Raw genomic sequence first — 19,551 nt, 5'->3', positions numbered from 1 at the left:
GTACACACCGACACAGAGGCTCACAAATTTGACGACGAACTGTCGCAAATCCATGTCGCATTTGTGAAAGGTTTAAAGCTATATGCTGTGCTAGTCAAAACTTTTTTGGGTTTGACCGCTACGACTCAAACGCTACTGTGACGCAGACACCACAAGGCGCGCGGCCTGAAAGGTCGCCCGCCCTTGCGGAAATTTTGAGGTTGCCGGGAGAGGCGGCCTGGGTAAGGCCGCCGAATCTTCAGCGAGTTGCAGCCAGTTCCTGTTGGACGCTGGCGACAGTGCGAGGCCAAGGTTTACCAGCCTGAACCTTCGCTGGCAAGGCCTTGATGGCGGAAACGGCCGCATCACGGTTGGCAAAGCTGCCGTAGGTGATGACATACAGCGGCTTGCCGTTGAGCACTTTCTTGAAATAACGGTACTCGCCACCCTGCTCCTTGACGAAGTTCTGCGCCGTGGCTTCGGAACTGGTGCCGAGGATCTGCACCACGTAGTTGCCCGGCGCCTGGCCAGCGTACCAGCTACCGCCCGCGGCCTTGGCTGGGGCAGCAGCTGGCTTGGCCGCCGGTGCTGCTGGCGGCGCTGGCTTGGCCGCAGGCGCCGGAACCGGTGCCGGCTTGGCGGTGGCCAGCTGGGTCGGCTTGGCGGTCGGGGCAGGCGTTGGCGCCGGGCCGGCCGGCACGCCCGCAGGCGGTGCGGTGGTGGTCACGGTCGGCGGCGTGTCGCTGCTATCGTCGATCGGTGGCGCTGCGCCGTCGTCGCCTTCGGTGATACCGCCGGCCGCTTCGGCCAACGGGCCGCGCATGACCGGCTGCGACTGGCCGACCAGCGGCAGCGGCATCGGCTGGGTGTTACCGGCGAATTCCACGGCCGGCGCGCCACCGTTGGGTTGCGGCGTACCTTGGCCGAGGGGCAGTTGCGCCTGTTCGTTGGCAGGGGCACCCGTGGCAGGTGCCTTGGTGCGACCCGGCATCAGCCAGGCGGCGGCAACCGCGACCACGACGACGGCGGAAATTGCCAATACGTGTTTCTTCGGCATGTTGAACCCCATACTTGGACGCTTCACCGCTGAGCGGCTGGCAATCATGACTTCGATCAGAGCATCGCGGGCAACCTGGTTGATGTTGCCAGGCCAACCTTCGGAGCTTTCGTGAATCTCAGAGATCTGATCGGCGGTGAAAAGTTCGATACCCCGGCCCGCGCCCTCGAGACGCTGGGCCAGGTATTCACGGGTTTCTTCCTCGGTGTAGGGCGCCAGCTCGATGACGTGGAAGCGCTCTTCCTCGAGGTTCAATTGGTCCAGGTCGGCGATCAGCGACGACTCGCCGAACAGGAACACGTGAGGCCGGCCCTCCGGCGCACCGGCCGCCAAGGCCAGCAGGGCTTCGAGGGCCGATTCGTCGAGTTGCTCGGCATCGTCCACCAGCAGATAGACTTCCTGCCCGGTCAGCGCCAGTTGCACGATCTGATCGAGGATTGCACCGATTTCGGCCTGGGCGACGTTCAGCGCCTGGGCCACCTGGCGCAACACACCGGCGGCATCGCCGGCGCCACGGGCCGACACCACCACGCTTTGCACAGATTGTTTGTTGGTACTGGCCACCAAGGCCTGGCGCAGCAAGGTCTTGCCGCTGCCCTGGGGGCCGGTGACCACCAACAGCAACTGGCTGTAGCGCGCCAGGTGATGCAACTGGCCCAGCACCGGCTTGCGCTGGGCGGGGAAGAACTTGAAGCCCGGGACCCGTGGGGCGAAAGGGTCATGACTCAATTGGAAATGGCCGAGGAAAGCCTCGTCGGCATGCAAACTAGTCATCGGAATCTTATTAACCTTTAAGCTGAGCCAGGGCGCGGTAGTCCGCCCCCAGCGTGGCCTGTAGAACTTCTTTCGGATAATCGTCGGTCACCACCGCTTCGCCCATGTGGCGCAGCAGCACCAGGCGCAGACGACCGTCGATCACTTTTTTGTCGATTGCCATGTGTTCAAGAAAATCCGCCTCGCTCATTTCCTCGGGCGGGACCACCGGCAGCCCGGCGCGCTGGAACAGACGAATACCGCGATCGCGCTCCTGTTCGCTGATCCAGCCCAGGCGCGCGGACATCTCCAGGGCCATGACCGTACCGGCCGCAACCGCTTCACCGTGCAGCCAGACACCATAGCCCATGTGAGTTTCGATGGCATGGCCGAAGGTGTGGCCCAGGTTGAGCGTGGCGCGTACCCCCGACTCACGTTCATCGGCACCGACCACGGCGGCCTTGGCGGCGCAGGAGCGCTCGATGGCGTAGGTCAGGGCCGCTTGATCCAGCGCACGCAGGCGGTCGACGTTCTCTTCGAGCCAGCCCAGGAACGGTTCGTCGCAGATCAGCCCGTACTTGATGACTTCCGCCAGCCCCGCGGACAGTTCGCGGACCGGCAGGGTATTGAGGGTGGCGGTGTCGATCAGCACGACGTTGGGCTGATAGAACGCACCGACCATGTTCTTGCCCAGCGGATGGTTGATCCCGGTCTTGCCGCCCACCGACGAGTCGACCTGCGACAACAGCGTGGTGGGGATCTGGATGAAGTCGACGCCACGCTGATAACAAGCGGCGGCAAAACCGGCCATGTCGCCGATCACGCCACCGCCCAGGGCAACCACCGTGGTGCGGCGATCATGCCGGGCGGTCAGCAGGCCGTCGAAAATGAGTTGCAGGGTTTCCCAGTTCTTGAAGGCTTCGCCGTCGGGCAACACCACGGAAATGACCGAGAAAGCCGACAGGCTGCGGGTCAGACGTTCCAGATACAGAGGCGCGACGGTTTCATTGGAAATGATCGCCACTTGCCGCCCGGCGATGTGCGGCGCCAGCAGTTCGGGCTGGTCCAGCAAGCCTTCGCCAATATGAATCGGGTAGCTGCGCTCGCCCAGGTCGACCTTAAGTGTCTGCATGTGTCCCCACGGTGAAGATGGAATCAGGCGTCCTGCCTGCAATTAACGAAAGTGCCCAACGGGGATAAATCCCCTCGCCACAATTCCCGGTGCTTGCCATGACACCATGGGATGGCCATCCGCCACTCCCCAGGCGGGCCATGACGGGACGTCGAGGATAGCGCATTTCGCCAGGCGCATTAACGGGGCGGCAGTTGCTGCAGGCGATCGAGAATGTCCAGCACCACCATCCGCGGCGGCCGCTCGTCGGTTTCCACCACCAGGTCGGCGATCTCCCGATACAGCGGATCACGCAGTTCCAGCAGATCCCGCAGGGTCTTGGCGGGGTCGGCGGTGCGCAACAGCGGCCGGTTGCGATCCCGGGCGGTGCGGCCGACCTGCTGCTCGACAGAGGCGTGCAGATAGACCACTCGTCCGCCGGCATGCAGCGCCCGACGATTGGCTTCGCGCATCACCGCGCCGCCGCCGGTGGCCAACACCACGCCCTCGAACGCGCACAGCTCGGCGATCATCGCCTGCTCACGGTCACGAAAGCCCGGCTCGCCTTCCTTGTCGAAGATCCATGGGATATTGGCACCCGTGCGCAATTCAATTTCCTTGTCGGAATCTTTGAACGGCAGGCGCAGCTCTTTGGCCAGCAAACGGCCGATGGTGCTTTTTCCAGCGCCCATCGGCCCAACAAGAATCAAATTTCGCACAGAATCAACGACTCACAGCAATCGCCTGGTTATTCATGATACGCGGAGTGAGGAACACCAGCAGCTCGGATTTTTTCTCCGAAACCACATCACGCCGGAAAAGGCGGCCAAGATACGGCACATCGCCAAGAAATGGCACCTTATCTACGACCTTGCTCTGAGTATTTGAGAAAACTCCGCCAATCACAATGGTCTCGCCATCATTGACCAGGACCTTGGCGTTGACTTCGTTTTTCTTGATCGGCGGTACATCCTGCACCTTGTTCAGGTAGTCCGGCTCATCCTTGGTGACCTTGACCTCCATGATGATGCGGTTGTCCGGGGTGATCTGCGGGGTCACCTCCAGCGACAGCGAGGCCTCCTTGAACGACACCGAGGTGGCGCCGCTGGAGCTGGCTTCCTGATAGGGGATCTCCGTGCCCTTGAGGATCTTTGCCGTCTCCTTGTCGGACGTCACCACCTTGGGCTGGGAGACGATTTCGCCGTTGCCGGTCTTCTCCATGGCCGTCAGCTCGAGGTCCAGCAAGACGTTGTCGGTGATGAACGCAATGCCGATCCCCGACGTATTGCCCGAGGCGCCCAGGTCGACGAACGGCTGGTTGGTGCCGGTACTGCCCGGCGTGCCGATGGTGGTGGAGGTGCCAGTGGTCACCCCCGAGGAGTTCCAGTTGCCCTTGTTCTGGATCGACCCTCCCCAGCGCACGCCCAGGCTTTTGTCGTAGTCGACGTTGGCCTCGACAATCCGCGCCTCGATCATCACCTGGCGTACCGGAATATCCAGCTGCGCCACGATCCGGCGCAATTCGTCGAGCCGGTCCTGGGTCTGGTAGGCAATGATGTTGTTGGTTCGCTCATCCACCGTGATCGTGCCGCGCTCGTCGGCTTTCGCCTCGGCACTGGTCACCGACTGGAACAGTTTGGCGATGTCCGCCGCCTTCGCATAGTTGACCTGCAGCAGCTCACGCCGCAACGGCGCCAGGTCGGCGATCTGCTTCTGCGACTCCAGTTCCTGGCGTTCGCGCGCCGCGATTTCATCGGCCGGGGCCACCAGCAGCACGTTACCGACCTTGCGCTTGTCCAGGCCCTTGGTCTTGAGCACCAGGTCCAGCGCCTGGTCCCAAGGCACATTCTGCAAGCGCAGGGTGATGCCGCCCTGCACCGTGTCGCTGGCCACCAGGTTCAGGTTGGTGAAATCGGCAATCAGTTGCAGGACCGAACGCACTTCGATGTCCTGGAAGTTGAGCGAGAGCTTCTCGCCGCTGTAGGCCGCGCGGTCGGCATTGCGTTTTTGCAGGTCGTCGACGGTCATGGGCCGGACGCTGACAGTGAGCTTGTTGTCGGTCTGGTAGGTCGAGTAGTCGAAGGTGCCACTGGGCTCGATGCTGATGGTCGCCCGGTCGCTGCCGGCGCTGGCATTGACGAATTGCACCGGGGTGGCGAAGTCCTTGACGTCCAGGCGCACCCGCAATGGTTCGGGCAATTGGGTCCTGGCGAAATTGAGGATGATCTTGCCTTCGCGTTCCTGGATGTCCGGGGCGATGGAAGGATCGGACAAATCGACCACCACGTTGCCTTCGCCCTGGGTCCCCCGCTGGAAATCCACCCCACGAATCGCCTTGCCCACCGGCGCACCGGCCCTCGCGGGCGCAGCGCTGGCCAGCGCCGGGCGCGGGGCCTGGGCGGCGTTCTTCGGAACATTACTCTTCGCCGCAGTGTTCTTCGCCGCGGCGCCCTTGCCAACCACCACGAACAGGCTATTGCCTTCGACCCGGGTGTCGTACGGCGCCAGCTGGGTCAGGCCGATGATCAACCGGGTGCGATCGCCTGCCTCGACCACGGTGGCGCTGCGCGCATTGCCCCCGCCCAGGTCGCGGTGCTTGCTGGCCAGTTGATTGGTCACGCCTGGCAGGTCCAGGGCAATCCGGGCCGGTTGTTCGGTGGTGTAGCCCCGGGGGGGCGGCGGCGGCCCGTCGAAGGTGAGCTTCAACTCGACGCGGTCGCCCGGCAACGCCGCGACATCCAGTGTCTTCAGACTGGCCGCGTGAACCATCGGCGACAGCAGCGCTATCCATAGCGAAATACCGAAGGCTGACAAAAACCTGTTCATTGTTGGGGTTCCACTATTGAGTGCTCTTTCAAAGGAATGGTCCGAGGTCGTTCCAGCCAGGCACCCTCGCCATCGGGAACGATTTCGATCACATCGACCTGGGTGGCGCTGATGGCGAAGATTCGCCCGTCGTTGCGCCCCAGGTAGTCACCGACCTTGAGCCGATGCACCCCGCCCGCGCCCCGCAGGAGCGCGAAGGAGCCACTGGCGTTGGAGATCGTACCGACCATTTCAAACTGCTCGATGTTGAAGCCTTCCAGGTATTGCTTGACCCGGTTGGGGTCGGGCCGGACGTTGCGCGAGCCGCGCTGGCGGTCGGCCTGGTCCACGCGGACTTGCCGGGAAAACGGGCTGCGCAGGTTCGCGGCGCTGTAGGTAAAGGTCTCGTAGGGCCTGAACGTCGGCGTCGGCTCGATCTTGCCGGGCGGACGCAGGCGCACTTCGTTCATGTAGGCGTCCAGGTCGCTGAAACCGTTGTCGTCGTTGCAACCCGCCAGCGCGACCAGGCCCGCCAGCAGGCAGAGGCGACACACCAGCGGCCTCATGGCTGCGCCTCCTGCTCATTGTAGCGGTAGGTCTTGGCCTGGATGCTCATGCGCAGCTTCGTGCCGGCCTCGGGCTCCATCGGGGCGATTTCGAAATCGTGCAGCGTGACGATCCGGGGCAGTCCGGCCACGCCACTGACGAATGTCGCCAGGTCGTGGTAGCCGCCAGTCACGGTGATCTGGATCGGCAGCTCGATGTAGAACGGTTGGGTGACTTCCGGCAGCAGCTTGATTTCCTCGAACTCCAGGCCACTGCCCAGGCCGGTGCGGGTAATGTCTTCCAGCAGGCCCGGCACCTCGGTGTCACTGGGCAATTGCCGCAACAGTACACCGAAAGACGTTTCCATCTGCTTCATCTGCTCGGTGTAGCGTTCCAGGTTCGCGGCCATGTGGGCCTTGCCCGCGAATTGTGCCTTGAGGGTATTTTCTTCCTCGCGCACCTGCTGCAACTGGTTTTCCAGGTCACTCAAGGCAAAGTTATAGCCCAGCCCCAGCACCAGGGCCACCAGCAGGATGCCCGCCAGCCACTTGATGGGCGCTGGCCAGGAACCGATGTTGTTGGTGTCCAGGTCACTGACGTCGATCTTGCGCAGCGCGTCGAGCCATTCCCCCGGCCTCATTGGGCGTCCCCCTCATCGGCCGGCCGGGTCTGGCGAACCGTCAGTTGGAAAACGTTGGCCTGGTCGAGCTGACCGGCGGTCGTGGCCTTGACCTCCGTCAGGCTGGGCGCATCGAACAGGTCCGACGAGTCCAGGTTGCGCATCAGGTCCGAGACCCGGTTGTTCGATTCCGCGGCCCCTTTGATGAAAAGCGTCCGGTCCTCCATCTTCACTTCGGTGAAGTACACCCCGTCCGGCAAAGTCCTCACCAACTGGTCGAAGATACGCCCGCTGACCGGTCGATTCCCTTGCAAGTTCTGGATGATGCGCATGCGCTCCAGCAATTGCTGGCGACGGGCTTTCAATTCGCTGATCTGCTTGATGCGCTCGTCCAGCACGGCGATCTGCTCGGAGAGGTGACTATTGCGGGCGACCTGGTGATCGATGGCGCTGTCGATGTAGCGGACGGCGACCAGGACCACGCCGACCGCCCCGATCAGCGCCGCCACCAAGGCCAGCAGAAAGCGCTTGCGCCGCTCTTCGCGCAGCTCTTCGCGCCAGGGAAGCAGGTTGATCCGCGCCATCAGTCAAAACTCCTGAGGGCCAGCCCACAGGCAATCATCAGGGCCGGTGCATCACTGGCCAGGGCACCGGCATTGACCTTGCTGCTCAGGGCCATGTTGGTAAACGGGTTGGCCACCTGGGTCGGCGTGCCCAGGCGCTGCTCGATCAGCCGATCCAGGCCAGCGACCGAAGCCGTGCCCCCGGCCAGCAGGATGTGGTCCACCGCGCTGTACTGGCCCGAGGCGAAGAAGAATTGCAGGGACCGCGAGACCTGCTGCACCAGGGCCTCGCGGAAAGGTTGCAGCACCTCGCTGAGATAATCGTCCGGCAACCCACCCTGCTTCTTTGCCAGGCCGGCCTGCTCGGGTGTCAGGCCGTAGCGGCGCTGGATCTCCTCGGTCAACTGGCGACCGCCGAACAACTGTTCGCGGGTATAGATGATGCGCCCGTTGTGCAACACGCTGAGGGTGGTCATGGTGGCGCCGATGTCGATGACCGCCACCGTCAGCCGTTCCTGGGACGCGGCCAATTGCGTGGCGAGCAGGCCAAACGCCCGCTCCAGCGCATAAGCCTCCACATCGACCACCCGGGCCGTCAGCCCGGCGAGCGCCAACGCGGCCTCGCGAACCTCGACGTTTTCCTTGCGACAGGCCGCCAGCAACACTTCGACGCGCTCGGCGCTGCGCGGCGAAACGCCCACCACCTCGAAATCGATGGCCACCTCATCCAGGGGATAGGGAATGTACTGATCGGCTTCGATCTTGAGCTGGTTCTCCATGTCATCGTCGGACAGGCCGGCGTCCATCTCGATGATCTTGGTGATCACCGCCGAACCCGCCACGGCCACCGCCACGCTGCGCAAGGGCGTCCTGGCCTTAGCCAACAGCCGCGACAACGCCTGGCCCACCCCTTCGAGCTCGGCGATGTTCTTCTCGATCACGGCGTTGGCCGGCAACGGTTCGACCGCGTAGGACTCGACGCGGTATCGCTCGCCCTGGCGACTCAACTCGAGCAGCTTCACCGACGTCGAACTGATGTCGATCCCCAGAAGCGCATGGGCTTTTTTATTGAAGAGTCGTAGCACTACCAATTCCCTATGACTATCCGTGAGTTACGGACTCTCTAATATGCATTGCGTTCAATCACGGCCGTCCGACGGACGTCCGGATGGCATTCCCGACGAAAAAAAATGCTTATAATGCCCAGCGTTTTTTTTCGCTTTGTTGCAAGCACGGATCCTTCCCTGCACCTGGCGCCTTTTTCATTCTTTGCCTGGATATCCAAAAGCCTTGATTCGTCTGCTGAAATTTTTCGGATGGTCCATCGTCGCCGTTTTCTGCGGACTGCTCTTGGGCCTGAGCGGTGCCTTTCTTTACCTTAGTCCGGGATTGCCGTCCGTGGAGGCGCTGAGAAGTATTCAGTTGCAGATTCCTTTGCGGGTGTACAGCAGCGATAACAAGCTGATCGCCGAATTTGGCGAAATGCGCCGCACACCGATCCGTTTCGCCGACATTCCCCCCAATTTCATCAATGCGTTACTAAGTGCTGAAGACGATAACTTCGCCAACCACTATGGCGTCGATCCCGGCAGCCTGATGCGCGCCGCCAGCCAGTTGGTCAAGAGCGGGCACATCCAGTCCGGCGGCAGCACCATCACCATGCAGGTGGCCAAGAACTTTTTCCTGACCAGCGAGCGCAGCTTCTCGCGCAAGACCACCGAGATCCTCCTGGCCCTGCAGATCGAGCGGCAGCTGACCAAGGATGAAATCCTCGAGCTGTACGTGAACAAGATTTACCTGGGCAACCGCGCCTACGGCATCGAGGCGGCGGCACAGGTGTATTACGGCAAGTCGATCCGCGACGTGAGCCTGGCGCAGATGGCGATGATCGCCGGCCTGCCCAAGGCACCGTCGCGCTTCAACCCGCTCGCCAACCCGGCGCGCAGCAAGGAGCGTCGCGACTGGATCCTGGGGCGCATGTACAAGCTCGGCAAGATCAGCGAGGCCGACTACACCGCCGCGATCAATGAGCCGCTGAACGCCAGCTACCACGTGCCAACCCCGGAAGTGAACGCCCCGTACATCGCCGAGATGGCCCGTGCCGAGATGGTCGGGCGCTATGGCAGCGACGCCTACACCGAAGGTTTCCGCGTCACCACCACGGTGCCGAGCAACCTGCAGGAAATGGCCAACACCGCGCTGCACGAGGGCCTGATGACCTACGACCAGCGCCACGGCTACCGTGGCCCTGAATCGCGCCTGCCGGGCAAGACCAAGGAAGCCTGGGCCCTGGAGCTGACCAAGCAGCGCACCATCAGCAGCCTGGAGCCGGCGATCGTCACCTCGGTGGACAAGGATGGCATCAAGGTGTTGACCCGCAACGGCGAGCAGGAAGAACACGTGGCCTGGGACACCATGAAATGGGCCCGTCCGTTCCTCAATACCAACAGCATGGGCGCCAACCCACGGCAGCCGTCGGACGTTGCCCAGGTCGGTGACCTGATCCGCGTCCAGCGCCAGGCGGACAACACGCTCAAGTTCAGCCAGATCCCGGCGGCCCAAGGCGCCCTGGTGTCCCTCGACCCGCAGGACGGCGCCATCCGCTCGCTAGTGGGTGGCTTCGCCTTCGAGCAAAGCAATTACAACCGTGCACTGCAGGCCAAGCGCCAGCCAGGCTCGAGCTTCAAGCCGTTCATCTACAGCGCCGCCCTGGATAACGGCTACACCGCCGCCAGCCTGGTGAACGATGCGCCGATCGTGTTCGTCGATGAGTACCTGGACAAGGTCTGGCGGCCGAAGAACGACACCAATACGTTCCTCGGCCCGATTCGCCTGCGCGAGGCACTGTACAAATCCCGCAACCTGGTATCGATCCGCCTGTTGCAGGCGCTGGGCGTGGATCGCACCATCGACTACATCAGCAAGTTCGGCTTCAACAAGCAGGACCTGCCGCGCAACCTGTCCCTGGCCTTGGGTACCGCGACCCTGACGCCGATGGAAATCGCCACGGGCTGGAGCACGTTCGCCAACGGCGGCTACAAGATCACCCCGTACATCATCGACAAGATCGAAAGCCGCAACGGCGAGACATTGTTCGTTGCCAACCCGCCACGGGTCCCCACGGGCGAGCAGGCCAGCGATGGCGTCGCCGCACAGTCCACCGACACGTTCACGGTCAATGCGACGCCAGGCGAAGCCACCACGGCCCCCGGCCTGCCACAAGCCCCCGCCGTCGCGGAACGCATTGTCGATGGCCGCACCACCTTCATCCTCAATAGCATGCTGCAGGACGTGATCAAGCTCGGCACCGGCCGTCGCGCCCTGGCCCTGGGCCGTACCGACCTGGCGGGCAAGACCGGTACCACCAACGAATCCAAGGACGCCTGGTTCTCCGGCTATAACGCCGATTACGTGACCACGGTCTGGACCGGTTTCGACCAGCCCGAAAGCCTGGGTCGCCGTGAGTTCGGTGGTACCGTGGCGCTGCCGATCTGGATGACCTACATGGGCGCCGCCCTCAAGGACAAGCCGCCGCACACCCAGCCGGAACCGGAAGGCATCCTCAGCCTGCGGGTCGACCCGGTCAGCGGCCGCGCGGCCACGCCGGGCACCCCGGGTGCGTACTTCGAGCTGTTCAAGAGCGAAGACACGCCACCGTCGGTCAACGAACTGGGCAACGGTGTCGCACCAGGCAGCCCGCTGCCAGCGGACGAAGCGGCACCGATCGATCTGTTCTGACCGGTCTCATCCAAAAGCCCCGCCTTCGAAAGAAGTGCGGGGCTTTTGTTCTCAATGACACCACTACCTGTGGGAGCGAGCTTGCTCGCGATAGCGTCGGATCAGCTTGCATCGATGTTGAATGCCAGACCGTCATCGCGAGCAAGCTCGCTCCCACAGGGGCTGTGGCGGCCAACAAAAAGCCCCGACTCTCAGGAGCCGGGGCTTTTTGTTGAAGCGCTACAACGACTTAGCCGTTGAACACGTCATCCACGCTCTTGAGCGGGTAGTTCTTCGGGTACGGCAGGGTGGCCACGCCCGTCTCGATGGCGGCCTTGGCCACGGCGTCGGAGATCAGGGTGATCAGGCGGGCGTCCATGGGTTTCGGGATGATGTACTCACGACCGAATTCCAGCTTGATGCCGCCGTAGGCGTCGCACACTTCCTGAGGCACCGGCAGCTTGGCCAGTTCGCGCAGGGCGTTGGCGGCCGCGACTTTCATCTCTTCGTTGATGCGCTTGGCGCGAACGTCCAGGGCACCGCGGAAGATGAACGGGAAGCCCAGTACGTTGTTGACCTGGTTCGGGTAGTCCGAACGGCCGGTGGCCATGATCACGTCGCTGCGAGTCGCGTGAGCCAGTTCCGGGGAGATTTCCGGGTCCGGGTTCGAGCAGGCGAACACGATCGGGTTCGGCGCCATGCGCAACAGGTTTTCCGGGCTCAGCAGGTTCGGACCCGACAGGCCGACGAACACGTCGGCACCGTCCAGCGCGTCCGCCAGGGAACGCTTGTCGGTCGCGTGGGCGAAGACAGCCTTGTACTGGTTCAGGTCGTCACGGCCGGAGTGGATCACGCCGGTACGGTCGACCATGAAGATGTTTTCGATCTTGGCGCCCATGCTCACCAGCAACTTCATGCAGGAGATGGCCGCGGCGCCGGCACCCAGGCAGACGATCTTGGCTTCCGGCAGGGTCTTGCCGGCGATTTCCAGGGCGTTGATCATGCCGGCCGCGGTGACGATGGCGGTGCCGTGCTGGTCATCGTGGAACACCGGGATGTCGCACTGTTCGATCAGGGCGCGCTCGATCTCGAAGCACTCAGGTGCCTTGATGTCTTCCAGGTTGATGCCACCGAAGGTGATGGAGATGCGCTTGACGGTGTCGATGAAGGCTTGCGGGCTCTCGGAATCGACTTCGATGTCGAATACGTCGATACCGGCGAAGCGCTTGAACAGTACGCCCTTGCCTTCCATGACGGGCTTGGAAGCCAATGGGCCGAGGTTACCCAGGCCGAGAATCGCGGTGCCATCGGAAATGACTGCAACCAGGTTGCCTTTACCGGTGTATTTGTAGGCCAGTTCAGGGTCGCGAGCGATTTCGCGGACTGGTTCGGCTACGCCGGGGCTGTAGGCCAGCGACAAGTCGCGAGCAGTAGCGGTGGCCTTGGTGAGCTCGACACTCAGCTTTCCTGGACGAGGATGCGCGTGATATTCGAGAGCGGCAGTTTTCAGATCAGACATGTGGGCATTCCGCTTTTTTACTGTGTTGGACAGACGGACCGCCGAGGATACGCGCCTCGCAAAGTCCCTACAAGACTGACCAGTCACCACTGTCAAGCGCCCTACTCTACGACTTTGGACCAAGAGCCGCGGAACACAAGGGCTACATGCATACAATCCGACCGAATAATGTCTACAATTATTTTCCTACAGGACCGCTTCCAACATGGCCGGATCGGTCAGCGGCAGCATCCATCGCGCCTGGCCAGCCTTGTTCCCGCCACGCCGGGCGCGGTCGACGACCCAGCCCCGGGCCTCGACTTTCCGCCCCTTGAGCCGTTCCAGGGCCGAGGCGTCGAAGCGCCTCTGCAATCCTGGCGCAATGTGCAGGACAACCGGCCCCTGCAATTCAATCCAGATGCCACCGCGATTGCGCCGCACGCTTTCTACCCGCCCGCTCATCAGCACGAACCCCGGGGCATCGATCTGTTCCGCCCGGACGACAGGGGATTTCTTCCAGAGGCCTGCCCCGGCTTGCCGCGCATGACGCTCAGCCACTTGTTGGCAACTGACCAGGTCGACGTTCGGCGCGACCGCCACCAGAAACCCCAGCCCCTCGGCAATCAAACGCTCTTCGAGGTTCTCGCCCCGGGCGTTGTAGACGTGGGCCAGGGTACGACCGTAATCATCGCGGTCGTCCTTGCCAGGCAATACGCCCACCCGGCCATCGTTGGCGGCCACCAGGGCTTCGAGCCGCTGGCGCGCCGCCACGGCGAAGGGTTCGTCGGCACGGCCGCGCTTGCCCAGCTCGGGGCTGTTGAGACCGATCATCCGAATGCGGCGACCATCCTCCAGGTACAAGGTGTCGCCGTCCACCACGCGCTGCACCGCCACCTGGGGCAGGCTGCCCGGTGAAGGACAGGCCCCCTGGGCGCCACCGAGCCAAATCGCAGACACAAAAAAGGCGCCCGCAAGGGACGCCTTCTTTATCAATCTGGAGCAGTCGTAACGACCATCCAAAATGATCAGCCTCAGGCTTTTGGAGTAACTTTGCCGAAAGCACCGAAACGATCGGCGAACTTCTGAACGCGGCCGCCGGTATCCAGAGTCTTTTGCTTACCGGTGTAGAACGGGTGGCATTCGTTGCAAACGTCGATCGCCAGGGCTTTGCCGTAGGTCGAACGCGTTTCGAACTTGTTGCCGCAGCTGCAGGTTACGGCAATTTCTGGGTATTCCGGATGGATATCGGTTTTCATGCTGTTTTCCTCAGGCTAGCGTGCCGCCACCCAACACTATTGTTGAATACCGCACGTAATTAGGCCGCGGATTCTACCAGACATCGTCATTCGCGCAAGCTGTCGCTTATACCAACCGTCTGCTAGGCTCGCGCCCTCAAGCACAATCCCTGTGGGAGCGAGCTTGCTCGCGATAGCGGTGGGTCCGTTGCGGTGATGTTGGCTGTGCCGCCGCTTTCGCGAGCAAGCTCGCTCCCACATTGAATCGCGCTCAGCCTTGCGAACTTGTCCGCTTACCGAGATTCCCCGCGTGCCCAACGCCATCCTGCGCCTCGCCCTGCCGTCCCCCCTGCGCCGCCTGTTCGACTACCGCGCCCCCGCCGGGGTCCTGCGCGCCCAGTTGCAGCCGGGCATGCGCCTGCGGGTGCCGTTCGGCCGGCGGGAAATGATCGGCATCCTGGTGGAGGTCACCGATCACAGCGAGGTCCCGGTCGACAAGCTCAAACCAGCCCTGGCCCTGCTCGATGCCACGCCGCCGCTGCCCGCCTCGCTGTTCAAGTTATGCCTGTGGACGTCCCAGTATTACCAGCACAGCCTCGGCGACACCCTGAGCTGGGCGCTGCCGGTGCTGCTGCGCCAGGGTGAGCTGGCCGAGGCGCGCCAGGAGCGGTTCTGGTCGGTGGCCCCTGGAGCCTCGCTGGACGATCCGCGCATCGCCCGCGCGCCGCGCCAGCGCGAGGCCTTGGCCACCCTCGCCCAACACCCCCATGGCGTGGCCCACCAACTGCTGAGCAAACTGATGCTCAGCAAGGACAGCCTCGACCTGTTGCTGGCCAAGGACCTGGTCCAGGTGGAGATCCGCCGGCACGCCCCCGACGCCCGCCACGAACATTGGCTGGCCCAGCCGGAACTGCCGCTCAACGCCGAACAGCGCGCCGCTTGCGAAGCGATTCGCGCAGGTTTCGACAGTTACCACGCCTTTTTGCTGGCGGGCGTCACCGGCAGCGGCAAGACCGAGGTCTACCTGCAACTGATCCGCCAGACCCTGGAGGCCGGCAAGCAGGCCCTGGTGCTGATTCCGGAAATCAACCTCGGCCCCCAGACCCTGGCGCGTTTCGAGCAACGCTTCAATGCGCGGATCGCCCTGGTGCACTCGGCAGTCAACGACCGCGAACGCCTGGAAGCCTGGCTCGCCGCCCGCGACGGCGAGGCCGATATCATCATCGGCACCCGCTCGGCCCTGTTCACGCCGATGAAAAACCCCGGCCTGATCATCATCGACGAAGAACACGACGGCTCTTATAAACAGCAGGAAGGCCTGCGCTATCACGCCCGCGACCTGGCGCTGGTACGTGCCCGCCAGGAAAACATCCCCATTGTCCTCGGCTCGGCCACGCCCTCGCTGGAAAGCCTGCACAACGCCTACACCGGTCGCTACGGCCTGCTGCGCCTCAACGAACGGGCCGGCGGCGCCAAGCAACCGCGTTTCCTGCGCCTGGACGTGAAAAGTCGTCCACTGGACAGCGGTATTTCCGGGCCGATGCAGCAAGCCATCGGCCAGACCCTGGCCGCCGGACAACAGGTCCTGGTGTTCCTCAATCGCCGCGGTTTTGCCCCGACCCTGCTGTGCCACGACTGCGGCTGGATGTCTGGCTGCGAACGTTGCGACGCGCGGATGACCGTGCATCAACGCCATGGCGAGCTGCGGTGCCACCATTGCGGCCACGTCGAACGCGTGCCAAGGCATTGCCCGCAGTGCGGCAAAGTGGACTTGCGCCCGGTCGGCGCCGGCACCGAGCGCGCCGAGGAACGGCTGGGCATCCTGTTTCCGGACTACCCGGTCTTGCGGGTGGATCGCGACAGCACCTCGCGCAAGGACGCGATGAACCAGCTGTTCGCGACGATCCAGAAGGGCCAGCCGTGCATATTGGTGGGCACGCAGATGCTCGCCAAGGGGCATCACTTCCCGCGGGTCACGCTGGTGTCGATCCTCGATGCCGATGGCGGGCTGTTCTCCGGCGACTTCCGCGCCAGCGAGCGCATGGCGCAGTTGATCGTCCAGGTCGCAGGTCGGGCCGGACGGGCCGAGGAGCCGGGCAAAGTGATTATCCAGACGCACCTGGCCGATCACCCGCTGTTGATCCAGCTGACCGAGCAGGGTTATTTCGCCTTCGCCGAACAGGCCCTGAGCGAACGTCGCAGCGCCGGCCTGCCGCCCTTTTCCCACCTGGCGCTGCTGCGGGCCGAAGCCCACAAGCCGGGGCAGGCCGAAGGCTTCCTCGATGAGGCCTGTAGCGAGGCAGAACGCCTGCTGGCGCAGCAGAACCTTACTGGGATCGAACTATTGGGTCCGGTCCCGGCTCCGATGGAACGGCGGGCCGGGCGCTATCGCGCGCAGCTTTTATTGCAGGCCAACGCCCGGGCGCCGCTGCATCGACTGCTGAGTGCCTGGCTGCTGGCGCTGGAGCAGATGCCGAGTGGGCGCGCGGTGCGCTGGTCGCTGGATGTGGATCCGGTGGATTTGTATTGAATGGACCATAAGCCAGCCCCTGTGGGAGCGAGCTTGCTCGCGATTGCGACGGCACAGCCGACATCACCGTCACTGCCCCACCGCTATCGCGAGCGAGCTCGCTCCCACAGGGGATCGCATACATCCAAGCCAGCAAGAATAGTCACCACACATCCCCAACCGACCCGCTACAGTTGGCAAGCTCGTCCGGGCCACGGATAATGCCCAGTTTTTCCACCAGCGCATCGAAGCGCCGCCGCGCCTGCGGTTGAAAGAGAAGACCATGAAAGACACCATTCGCCAGCTCATCCAGCAAGCCATCGCCCAACTCGTCGCTGAAGGTGTGCTGCCAGAAGGCCTGTCGCCGGCGATTCAGGTCGAGAACACCCGCGACAAGACCCACGGCGACTTCGCCAGCAACATCGCGATGATGCTCGCCAAGCCGGCCGGCATGAAACCTCGCGATCTGGCGGAAAAAATCATCGCCGCGCTGCCGACCGACGAAAACGTCAGCAAGGCTGACATCGCCGGCCCCGGGTTCATCAATTTCTTCCAGAACACCCAGGCCCTGGCTTCGCGCCTGGATGCGGCCCTGGCCGACGAACGCATTGGCGTGCGCAAGGCCGGCCCGTTGCAGCGCACCGTGGTCGACCTCTCGGCCCCCAACCTCGCCAAGGAAATGCACGTCGGCCATTTGCGCTCGACCATCATCGGCGACGGCGTGGCCCGGGTCCTGGAGTTTCTTGGCGACACCGTGATCCGCCAGAACCACGTTGGCGACTGGGGCACCCAGTTCGGCATGCTGATGGCCTACCTGCAGGAAAACCCGATTACCAGCGACGAGCTGGCAGACCTGGAGAACTTCTACCGCGCCGCCAAGCAACGCTTCGACGAGTCGCCCGAGTTCGCCGACCGTGCCCGTGGCCTGGTGGTCAAGCTGCAGGCCGGCGACGCCGAGTGCCTGGCGCTGTGGAGCAAGTTCAAGGACATCTCCCTGTCCCACTGCCAGAAAATCTACGAGTTGCTGAACGTCAAATTGACCATGGCCGACGTGATGGGCGAAAGCGCCTACAACGACGACCTGGCCAACGTGGTCAACGACCTCAGGGCCAAGGGCCTGCTGGTGGAAAGCAATGGCGCCCAGTGCGTGTTCCTCGACCAGTTCAAGACCGCCGACGGCGAGCCGCTGCCGGTGATCATCGTCAAGGCCGACGGTGGCTACCTCTACGCCACCACCGACCTGGCGGCCGTGCGCTACCGCAACAGCGTGCTCAAGGCCGATCGAGTGCTGTATTTCGTCGACCAGCGCCAGGCCCTGCACTTCCAGCAAGTGTTCGAAGTGGCGCGCCTGGCCGGCTTCGTGACCCGCCCGATGGAAATGGAACACATGGGCTTCGGCACCATGAACGGCGCCGACGGCCGCCCGTTCAAGACCCGCGATGGCGGCACGGTGAAGCTGATCGACCTGCTGACCGAAGCCCAGGACCGCGCCTACACCCTGGTCAAGGGCAAGAACCCGGACCTGGCCGAGGACGAACTGCGCAACATCGCCAAGGTGGTAGGCATCGACGCGGTGAAGTACGCCGACCTGTCCAAGCACCGCACCAGCGACTACAGCTTCAACTTCGACCTGATGCTCAACTTCGAAGGCAACACCGCGCCGTACCTGCTGTACGCCTACACCCGCGTGGCGGGGGTGTTCCGCAAGCTTGGCAAGGACTTTAACGAAGTGGACGGCCAGATTGTGCTCGAGGCCCCTCAGGAACAGGAGCTGGCGGCGAAGCTGGCGCAGTTCGGCGAGGTCCTGAACAACGTCGCCGACAAGGGCACGCCGCACACCCTGTGCGCCTACCTGTACGACGTGGCCGGCCTGTTCTCCAGCTTCTACGAGAACTGCCCGATCCTCAATGCGCAAACCCCGGAGCAAATGCAGAGCCGCCTGCGCCTCGCCGCGCTGACCGGGCGCACGCTCAAGCAAGGCCTGGAACTGCTGGGCCTGAAAACCCTGGAGCGCATGTAAGTTGGCCGCCAAGAAAAAACCTGCACCCAAGCGCGGCGCCAGTCGTTACCAGCCTCCAGCCAAAAAACCGATTCCAGGTTGGTTGTGGATGGCCATCGGCCTGACCGTCGGCGCGTTCATTGTGTTCTTGATGAAGCTGGAGCCGGGCCAGGGCGATGACGTCAAGCGCGTCCGGCAGGAGCAGCAGAAAGCCACCCGCATCGCCGAGGCCAACAAGACCCCGCCGAGCCCGACACAACCGGTGAAGCCGAAGTACGACTTCTACACGTTGCTGCCGGAATCGGAAGTCATCGTGCCGCCCGATGCCGTGCCGGAGAAAACCCTGCCGACGCCGCAAGTGCCCACCACACCGGTGACCCCGGCCGAAGCGGCGAAGATCGACACCGCTCGCGCCCAGGCGGCCCTGGCCGGCATCACGCCGCCACCCGCCCCTCCGGTGCAGAAAGCCGCGCCGGTGACGAAGTTCTTCCTGCAGGCCGGTTCGTTCCGCAAGGAAGCCGACGCCGACAAGGTCCGCGCGCAGATCATTCTGCTGGGCCAGTCCGTGGCGGTGGAGTCCGGGACCGTGAAGGACGAAACCTGGTACCGGGTCCTGGTCGGCCCGTTCAGCAACCGCGAAGAGCTGACCAAGGCCCAGAAACAATTGGCCGGCAGTGGTTTTAGCAACCTGTTGTTACAACAACGCCAGAGCCGCTGATTTCCACCGATAACGCCTGTGGCTATGGCTTTTGTGGCGAGGGAGCTTGCTCCCGCTGGGCTGCGCAGCAGCTCCCAGAAGCCTGGGACCGCTACGCGGTCCAGCGGGAGCAAGCTCTTATCAAACAAAAAATAACCCATTGTTTTTGCTTCTAAAAATCATGCTGCTTTGACTAATTGCATGCCCAACTTGCGGGCCTTGCGCTCCAGAGCCCGCAATTGGCGTCCCCGGCTTTTCTCCTCAAACTCTTCTACCCCTTTCTCAACGTAGGGCTGGCCTTTGGTGAGCATGGCGTAAATCAATCGCGCCAGTTGATGAGCCGTCGCCTTGATCGCACAACTGGTGTCCATCCGCGTCAGGCGGGCACGGTGACTGGCGCCAATAAAACTTTTGTCCTGCCGGGCGTTTGAGGCCGCTTGCTTGAGGGCTTGGGCGGCTCGAT

The 19,551-nt window shown here is 63.2% G+C and carries 15 protein-coding genes and 1 pseudogene; 4 read left to right on the top strand and 12 right to left on the bottom strand.

Translation table 11 applies throughout. The annotated features are described in order from the left end of the window. Positions 1–238: 238 nt before the first annotated feature. From BM321_RS28195 to BM321_RS28160, 8 genes are all read right to left on the bottom strand, one after another. On the bottom strand, positions 239–1,810 hold the full coding sequence (locus BM321_RS28195; RefSeq protein WP_092446243.1) for an AAA family ATPase: 1,572 nt from the start codon (positions 1,808–1,810) through the stop codon (positions 239–241). A 10-nt stretch (positions 1,811–1,820) separates the two neighbouring features. After that, on the bottom strand, positions 1,821–2,921 hold the full coding sequence (gene aroB, locus BM321_RS28190; protein WP_092446241.1) for a 3-dehydroquinate synthase: 1,101 nt from the start codon (positions 2,919–2,921) through the stop codon (positions 1,821–1,823). A 179-nt stretch (positions 2,922–3,100) separates the two neighbouring features. Beyond that, positions 3,101–3,619, bottom strand: a complete 519-nt coding sequence (gene aroK / locus BM321_RS28185; protein WP_060739556.1) for a shikimate kinase AroK — start codon at positions 3,617–3,619, stop codon at positions 3,101–3,103. Between the two features lie 4 nt (positions 3,620–3,623). Beyond that, positions 3,624–5,726: a type IV pilus secretin PilQ gene (gene pilQ, locus BM321_RS28180; protein WP_092446239.1), complete on the bottom strand. Its 2,103-nt coding sequence runs from the start codon at positions 5,724–5,726 to the stop codon at positions 3,624–3,626. Further along, positions 5,723–6,271, bottom strand: coding sequence for a pilus assembly protein PilP (locus tag BM321_RS28175; RefSeq protein ID WP_092328851.1), 549 nt, complete (start codon positions 6,269–6,271; stop codon positions 5,723–5,725). Before BM321_RS28175 ends, pilQ begins: the two co-directional genes overlap by 4 nt. Further along, positions 6,268–6,891, bottom strand: coding sequence for a type 4a pilus biogenesis protein PilO (gene pilO, locus BM321_RS28170; RefSeq protein WP_092203338.1), 624 nt, complete (start codon positions 6,889–6,891; stop codon positions 6,268–6,270). Before pilO ends, BM321_RS28175 begins: the two co-directional genes overlap by 4 nt. Continuing rightward, entirely contained in the window at positions 6,888–7,454 is a 567-nt protein-coding gene (locus tag BM321_RS28165) for a PilN domain-containing protein (RefSeq protein ID WP_092446237.1), read from the bottom strand. The genes pilO and BM321_RS28165 overlap by 4 nt, the downstream gene beginning before the upstream one ends. Then, positions 7,454–8,518, bottom strand: coding sequence for a pilus assembly protein PilM (locus BM321_RS28160; protein WP_092203334.1), 1,065 nt, complete (start codon positions 8,516–8,518; stop codon positions 7,454–7,456). The genes BM321_RS28165 and BM321_RS28160 overlap by 1 nt, the downstream gene beginning before the upstream one ends. 208 nt (positions 8,519–8,726) lie before the next feature. Between BM321_RS28160 and BM321_RS28155 the strand changes: the two genes are divergently transcribed. Beyond that, positions 8,727–11,171: a penicillin-binding protein 1A gene (locus BM321_RS28155; RefSeq protein ID WP_175534987.1), complete on the top strand. Its 2,445-nt coding sequence runs from the start codon at positions 8,727–8,729 to the stop codon at positions 11,169–11,171. Positions 11,172–11,400: 229 nt separating this feature from the next. Here the strand turns inward: BM321_RS28155 and BM321_RS28150 are convergent, their stop codons facing one another. The 3 genes from BM321_RS28150 to rpmE all read right to left on the bottom strand — a co-directional run bounded on the left by BM321_RS28150 (position 11,401) and on the right by rpmE (position 13,904). Continuing rightward, positions 11,401–12,669 carry a malic enzyme-like NAD(P)-binding protein gene (locus BM321_RS28150; protein WP_072407352.1) on the bottom strand — a complete coding sequence of 423 codons (1,269 nt, stop codon included), beginning with the start codon at positions 12,667–12,669 and terminating at the stop codon, positions 11,401–11,403. Between the two features lie 186 nt (positions 12,670–12,855). After that, entirely contained in the window at positions 12,856–13,668 is an 813-nt protein-coding gene (locus tag BM321_RS28145) for a thermonuclease family protein (RefSeq protein ID WP_092446232.1), read from the bottom strand. A gap of 11 nt (positions 13,669–13,679) precedes the next feature. Then, positions 13,680–13,904 (bottom strand): 50S ribosomal protein L31, encoded by a 225-nt coding sequence (gene rpmE, locus BM321_RS28140; protein WP_053117645.1) that lies wholly within the window; start codon positions 13,902–13,904, stop codon positions 13,680–13,682. Positions 13,905–14,193: 289 nt separating this feature from the next. Here rpmE and BM321_RS28135 point away from each other — a divergent pair, with 289 nt between their 5' ends. The 3 genes from BM321_RS28135 (at position 14,194) to BM321_RS28125 (ending at position 19,109) form a co-directional block, all read left to right on the top strand. Continuing rightward, on the top strand, positions 14,194–16,413 hold the full coding sequence (locus tag BM321_RS28135; RefSeq protein ID WP_092446230.1) for a primosomal protein N': 2,220 nt from the start codon (positions 14,194–14,196) through the stop codon (positions 16,411–16,413). Positions 16,414–16,675: 262 nt separating this feature from the next. Beyond that, on the top strand, positions 16,676–18,412 hold the full coding sequence (gene argS / locus BM321_RS28130; protein ID WP_092446228.1) for an arginine--tRNA ligase: 1,737 nt from the start codon (positions 16,676–16,678) through the stop codon (positions 18,410–18,412). 1 nt (position 18,413) lies between these two features. Further along, a complete protein-coding gene (locus BM321_RS28125) occupies positions 18,414–19,109 on the top strand; it encodes an SPOR domain-containing protein (RefSeq protein ID WP_092446226.1) in 696 nt (231 codons plus the stop codon). A 158-nt stretch (positions 19,110–19,267) separates the two neighbouring features. On the opposite strand, the pseudogene BM321_RS28115 reads toward BM321_RS28125, so the two are convergent. After that, positions 19,268–19,551: pseudogene (locus BM321_RS28115) on the bottom strand (IS110 family transposase); the annotation flags it as partial.

This window comes from Pseudomonas sp. NFIX10 (assembly GCF_900111955.1).
GTDB lineage: Bacteria > Pseudomonadota > Gammaproteobacteria > Pseudomonadales > Pseudomonadaceae > Aquipseudomonas > Aquipseudomonas fluorescens_AA.
This window is presented reverse-complemented; position numbering and strand designations above follow the sequence as displayed.

Coding starts and splice junctions, on each gene's coding strand:
- pilQ (WP_092446239.1), bottom strand. CDS start 5,726: ATGAACAGGTTTTTGTCAGCCTTCGGTATTTCGCTATGGATAGCGCTG.
- BM321_RS28175 (WP_092328851.1), bottom strand. CDS start 6,271: ATGAGGCCGCTGGTGTGTCGCCTCTGCCTGCTGGCGGGCCTGGTCGCG.
- rpmE (WP_053117645.1), bottom strand. CDS start 13,904: ATGAAAACCGATATCCATCCGGAATACCCAGAAATTGCCGTAACCTGC.
- BM321_RS28150 (WP_072407352.1), bottom strand. CDS start 12,669: ATGTCTGATCTGAAAACTGCCGCTCTCGAATATCACGCGCATCCTCGT.
- BM321_RS28165 (WP_092446237.1), bottom strand. CDS start 7,454: ATGGCGCGGATCAACCTGCTTCCCTGGCGCGAAGAGCTGCGCGAAGAG.
- argS (WP_092446228.1), top strand. CDS start 16,676: ATGAAAGACACCATTCGCCAGCTCATCCAGCAAGCCATCGCCCAACTC.
- BM321_RS28195 (WP_092446243.1), bottom strand. CDS start 1,810: ATGACTAGTTTGCATGCCGACGAGGCTTTCCTCGGCCATTTCCAATTG.
- aroB (WP_092446241.1), bottom strand. CDS start 2,921: ATGCAGACACTTAAGGTCGACCTGGGCGAGCGCAGCTACCCGATTCAT.
- pilO (WP_092203338.1), bottom strand. CDS start 6,891: ATGAGGCCGGGGGAATGGCTCGACGCGCTGCGCAAGATCGACGTCAGT.